The following is a 4758-nucleotide window of genomic DNA, read 5'->3' as shown; positions in this document are numbered from 1 at the left end:
AAAAGTGGGGGGATTACCCCACATCCTGGCAACCGAGCACCTGTTCAACGGCACCGTCGACGGCTGCGAAGTCCACAGCCGGTGGTCGCACAGCGTGCTCTTCAGCTCAACTCCGTGGCCGTCATCCTCTTCCACAACCACCTGAGTGGAAGTCCCGAGACAAGCGACGCCGACCGCAAGGTCACCGAGCGACTGAAGCAGGCGCTGGCGCTTCTTGACATCCGGGTCCGCGACTACATGGTCATCGGTGGCCAGAAAAGCGTCAGCCTGGCAGCCAGGGGGTAGACATAGCCCCCCCTGCCTACCAGATTGGCCTGCGCCCAAGCGCTGGCGTTAAGCTGTCTAACCTCCCGACACTCGGATGTTGGTCATGGATATACCCAGGCAAGGAATGCGCATCGCCAAAGCCTTTTCAGCAGGCGCGCTGTTGTTGGTAATGGCCGCATGCGCGCAATCGTCAAACGCCCCTCAGGAGAAAGCCATGCAGGAACCGACCTCCGCTGACATTCGGCGCGAGCAGGACCGCGTCGCGGCACTTGTCGACGCCGCGTCCCCTGAGCGTTCGGCACCGATGATGACCTGGGACGGCTATCCCGCGCTGCAACCGGGCGCTGAGCTCACCGCCGACCAACTGCTTAAACAAATCAAAGCGCTCGCCCAGTCCTTTCACGCTCAAGCAGACTCCGACCCCGCCAACGTGGAGCGCGTGTTGGGCATTGCGCTTCCTCCCGACGCCAAGCGTGAGCGCAGAGGGGTGACCGGTAAGGTGGGGCAGGGCACTTACGAGTGGGCGGTGTGGAAGGGCGCGCCCAAGCTCCCCGGGCACCGGGTGGAACTGACCCTCACCCCGAACGCCTGTCTGGCCTACGACACATTGAAAAAGCAAATGGAAGCCGACGGCTTCCGGGTGTATGTGCCAACCTTTGGCGACGACCAGCGCATCACGTTCGACAAGATCGTTGGTCCCTCGCTCGGGCTCTATGTTGCCGTGACTCCTGACCATCGGGATGCGCCGACCTGCGTGACGGTGGTTGTCTTTGAAATGGAGCGCAGCGATGCTTGACCCTCGCATTGAGCGCATGCTCCAGGAGACCGAACAACAATCGTCTCTGTCCCCAGGTGCAGCCAAGGACCTCCGCGAGGCAGTGGAGTCCTCTCCTTACCTAGTCGAGGTAATGACCAAAGCCATCGACAACGGCGACCTTGAGCACATCAAGTTCGCTCGCACGCCCAACGAAGGAGGGCACTATAACCACGGCGAAAAGACGATCAGCGTCAACGCCGATGTATTGCAGCGACCTTCCCGGTCAGAGCGGATAGACCAGTTGACGGGTGTTCTTGGGCACGAGACGGGGCATGCCTTGATGGCCCGCTCCAACGAACTCAGCACCTACAAGCTGTCCTACCGAATCGATGAGGCGCTGAAAGAGGGCGCACGCTACGGCGATGCGACGGTGGACATCACCCCGTTGGCAAAGGAATACATCAACGCTTCCCGGCAGAACGAAGCGCTAGCCGAAATGGTGTCGATGAATTCGGTGGCCAGTCGGGTCAAGCACCAAGACAGCAACGTCAGCGAAGCAGAACTGCTTTATCGCCTCGACCCGACCACGCCTTGCGTCACGAACGGGCGGCTGGCTCCAGGCATCCAGATGGATGTCCAGGGCATCCAGCACACCGACAACCGCATCGACAGCCCGGCCGTAAAAGCCGTGGCGATTTGTCAGTTCGATCAGTCCGGCAAAAGCCTGGGCGCGTTAGGTCAGTCCGACTACAACGCCTTTTACTTGTCCTACGTGGTGTCCGCCGGGGCTGCCGTGTCCCGTGACCTTGACCGGGCCTCCAGCCAGTCGATTCCGAGTCTCGGCCTCAATCTCAAAGAGCTCGGCAGTTCAGCGGAAGAAATCCAGGCGGCGGGGATCTCTTTGGGCGGCCAAGGGAAGGCCTTCGGATTCACTGACACTTCCGACGGGCAGTTACGACCTATGGAGGTGCGGCAGGTTGGGAAAGGCGGTGCCAGCCAACCGGACGTCGAACCCCAAGCCATCGCTCGCAATGAAGCCGTGCTGGCCGACAATCCCGCTCACCCGGACCATTCGACCTACCAGCAAATCCATTTCTGGGTGCGTGGGACGGGTAACTGGAACGACGAGGAGAGCAGGAACGTCGCGGCCGCACTTTACAAGCACCAGTTGGACGACTCGATGGTCATGCGCGTGGACGGGGTTGTCGGAGGCCTGGGGAAGGACGGGGCCCAAAACGTCTTTGCGGTCTACGCCCCACATGGAATGGGGGTCGCACCCATGTTCCATGCCCACGTGGACGGCCGCGTAGCTGCTCAGGAGCCGGCCCAGCAGAACCTGCAGCAGGCCGAAGTCATCAAACAGGATCAGGTGCGCCAACAGCTGATGGAGCAGACCCAACAGCAGACAACGCAGCAGGAGCAGGGGCCGCGGATGACCATGTGATGGGGAGGGGGCGTCTAATGCTTGGGAAAAAGGGCCCTGTAGCAAGATTTAGACTTCCTGTTTTCCATCCTCAAATGAGCGGGATTACCGAGGCTCCATTTGAGGCCACCGAGTTCCCGTATCTGTTTCTCACCGCCTTCGCGAATAAGGACACGACGATCAAGCGCCTGATGAAGGGGGGGCAGCAATGCCACCGACGTCCCTGTTGCCGTCTTACAGCGCAGCAACATCCACCTGATCGCCTGTGTTCCGGGCAAACTCCACGAGACCGTGCAGGCATTGCGGACCAGTCCGCGGACCCTCCCCGACAAAGCCAATTTCATCCCGGCGACCGATGGTAAGACCCTGGAAGCCGAGGACCTGATCGGCGGAGAAGTGCTGGCGTGCGACTTCAACAGCTTCGCTGACCATTTCGGGTTCTTCCTCGAGTTGACCGGGATATCCACGATCAAGTTTGACGTTCGAGCCGACGTCCCCGCCGACAGGACCAGCGGGCGATGCTGGCCTTTTTGTAGCGGTAGCTCTGGCGTCACCTTGCATTGGTCAGTCATTGAACGACCATGAGACCGCCCGTGGATAGAACGAGGCCGAGCAATGGATTCAAGCCCGCTTGCGCCGGTCGCGGTGGCGAACGTTCTTCGCGTTTTGAGCGCCCATCATTTTTTCTGGTGGAAGATCCAAAATCACATTGGCGAGCGTCGCTGCCGCGCTATCAGAGAGCCGGAATGACCGGCGCAAGCCGCCCATTCCGGAATGCTGGTTGTCAGAGACGCCGCTGTGGAGGGCGCGGATGAAATCCGCTCTGGATGGACGCTTGCTCTCGGACATTGCGGCGGTGCGGACATCGTCCGCAGTCACTTCCGCTTTTCCGGCATCCAGGCCGATGACGCGCACCATGGATGCGAGCGATGGCCAATACTTCAACTCGAACCGACCAGTGAGGTTCTCCAACTCGCTCTTTAGGAAGGACTGGTAAAGGCCGTTGTTCGGGCCCGCTTGGTGCATGACATCAACTGGGTGGTAGAGCGTGTCGCAGCTAAAAGGCGACCGATTAGACAGGTCATCGCGCTCGATCAGGACATCCGCCAGCTGCGCGGACAGCGCGCCAATCTTAGCGTTCACCTTTTCTAGGCGCTTCCTGCTGGCGCGGTCCTCGAGATTCTTGTCCGGGGTCCAATACGCCCCTGTTGCCAAGACGCAGCAGTCCAAAAAGACCTTCCATTCCAATCCGTGGAACCCCAATGAGCGCTCCACTTCTTCGTAGACGGGGCGCAACTCGGCGCTTCGGCTCAAGAGTAGCTGGGCGACTTTCGTTTCAGAGAAGGCAATCCGAGTCTCCTCGTTGGTGGCGATTTGCTTTCGGAGATGGTCTTCGCAGACTTGTTGGGCATGAGAGGTGGTCACGGTCGAATGATCCGATGGGGATGTGAGCTGTTAGGCTAGGGCGGTCGAACGGGCCTGTCGGCATCCGAAAAGAAGTTTTTTCGATCCCTTTCAGATCCCGGCTATTCGTCAGCGCCTCAACTACGTCCGAAAGCTCAACGTCACTAAGCCCCAAACATCAACCCCCGTCAGCGGGAACGACGACGGAGGCGTTGGCGTGACTGCCGAAATGGAGCTCCAGGCGACCGCCGTCCGTGCAACCGAGAGGGAGCGTTGCGGCACCATTTCACGCGCCGGCGTCAAGCAAGCCGGCATCTAGGGAGCGTTGAAGGGCGAGCGCTACCTGGGTCGCGGCATGCACCCAATCATCGTCCTCCGCGTAGGGATCGTCTTCATAATCCTCCTTGCCGCCGTGAAAAAGGTTGTTGCGGACCTGGCGCATGGCTTCCACCAACGCCACCGCATCCGATTCCGCATCGAGTGGGCAGGGCATGAAGCGGGCCACCAAGCGGCCCTCATCGTCCAAGATCTTCTGCTTCATGGGCCTCACGTCGCGTTGGCTTAGAAGGCGCTGGCGTGCCCAGCCTGGAACGTCTTTAGCAAAGGCATCGCCAAGCTGGCGAACGCGCGCTTCCACCACGCGCCAGGCGACGTCGGGCGTTGGCTTCCCATCCCGATCTTTCCGGAAGAAGTCCCCGTGCCGTCGAAGCTGGAACTCCAGCTTGCTGACAGATTTGAGGAGGTTGTAGGCGAGATCTTGGTGAACGGGCATGCCTGCATCGTATCCCAGCACTGGGGGATCCACATCGGCACGCGGCGCTGCTAAGGTCCAGGGGCCGCCAGGAAGGCAACTTACAGGGGATGGTTGAATGCGCTTGAGAAATATTGTCACCAGCACTTTTAATCT

General features: G+C 60.2%; 5 protein-coding genes and 1 pseudogene. 4 read left to right on the top strand and 2 right to left on the bottom strand.

Annotation, left to right across the window (positions count from 1 at the left end):
* The 4 genes and pseudogenes from J7360_RS17935 to J7360_RS21690 all read left to right on the top strand — a co-directional run.
* Positions 1-285, top strand: a pseudogene (locus J7360_RS17935) (JAB domain-containing protein); the annotation flags it as partial.
* An 85-nt stretch (positions 286-370) separates the two neighbouring features.
* Complete coding sequence (locus tag J7360_RS17930) at positions 371-1063, top strand: hypothetical protein (protein WP_244667830.1); 693 nt, start codon at positions 371-373, stop codon at positions 1061-1063.
* Positions 1056-2468, top strand: a complete 1413-nt coding sequence (locus J7360_RS17925; RefSeq protein ID WP_209034384.1) for an XVIPCD domain-containing protein — start codon at positions 1056-1058, stop codon at positions 2466-2468. The genes J7360_RS17930 and J7360_RS17925 overlap by 8 nt, the downstream gene beginning before the upstream one ends.
* Positions 2469-2738: 270 nt before the next feature.
* Positions 2739-3032 (top strand): type IIL restriction-modification enzyme MmeI, encoded by a 294-nt coding sequence (locus tag J7360_RS21690; RefSeq protein WP_343237356.1) that lies wholly within the window; start codon positions 2739-2741, stop codon positions 3030-3032.
* 36 nt (positions 3033-3068) lie between these two features.
* On the opposite strand, the gene J7360_RS17915 is transcribed toward J7360_RS21690, so the two are convergent.
* Positions 3069-3872: a hypothetical protein gene (locus J7360_RS17915; RefSeq protein ID WP_343237355.1), complete on the bottom strand. Its 804-nt coding sequence runs from the start codon at positions 3870-3872 to the stop codon at positions 3069-3071.
* Between the two features lie 265 nt (positions 3873-4137).
* On the bottom strand, positions 4138-4758 hold a 621-nt coding region (locus J7360_RS17910; protein WP_244667828.1), incomplete at its 5' end, for a hypothetical protein.

Origin of the sequence: Xanthomonas sp. D-99, from assembly GCF_017746145.1 — a bacterium.
Classification (GTDB): domain Bacteria; phylum Pseudomonadota; class Gammaproteobacteria; order Xanthomonadales; family Xanthomonadaceae; genus Xanthomonas; species Xanthomonas cissicola.
This window is presented reverse-complemented; position numbering and strand designations above follow the sequence as displayed.